The 694-nt window shown below is 39.0% G+C and carries 1 protein-coding gene; it reads right to left on the reverse strand.

Features of this window, described 5'->3' with window-relative positions:
• Positions 1–656: alpha-L-fucosidase (locus GC102_RS33075; RefSeq protein WP_216628247.1), on the reverse strand; the 656-nt coding region annotated here is incomplete at its 3' end.
• Between the last annotated feature and the right edge of the window lie 38 nt (positions 657–694).

A 694-nucleotide genomic window follows, 5' to 3' on the forward strand; every position in this document is an offset into this window, starting at 1 on the left:
TGCTTCACCGCTTGGGAATATTTCTGGGCATGCGTTGAATTAAATCCATTCCAACTATAATAGCCATCAAACCACCATCCAGCAATTTTGTCGCCATACCGATCTGACCAGGTCTGAATGACCTGAGCCCATTTATCGCCGAATTCGTTATTTACATTCCAGTCAAACCCACCCTTTACGGTCAACCCCATATTATTTGCAGCAAACGAATCATGAGCCGGAGCATTAGAAGGCAAGTAAAGCATCAGTTTAATCCCTTTCGGGCTTAACGCATTGTAGAGATCAAGTGGAAGATCCCGAACTGAAGTTTTTACCCCTATGGGGTACCCTGCTAATGTTTCATATGTCGCGTTTGGAGAATTATAATAACCACTATTTTGACCAAGTGTCAGTATCACGTATCCAGCACCCGCATCAGCCATATTATTAGCAAATGCATTGACATCGAATGAATTTACACTACTATTCCATTCTGTGATATTAGATCCTGCAATGTCATTATAACCAGCAAGATAATGGAAAAAGTACCCGTACTTTGCATTCATAAACGAATCTGTATTGGGATTATTAAGAGAAGCATTCGCATTGCCAGATGAAAAAATAGTTGAATACAGGAATAACATTGCGATAAAAAAATTTCTTATGGTGCGTAACATAACAACCATTCCCTTTCAAGTAGATTTTAAGTAAGTTA

This window comes from Paenibacillus germinis (assembly GCF_013141785.1).
GTDB classification, from domain to species: Bacteria; Bacillota; Bacilli; order Paenibacillales; family NBRC-103111; genus Paenibacillus_E; species Paenibacillus_E phytorum.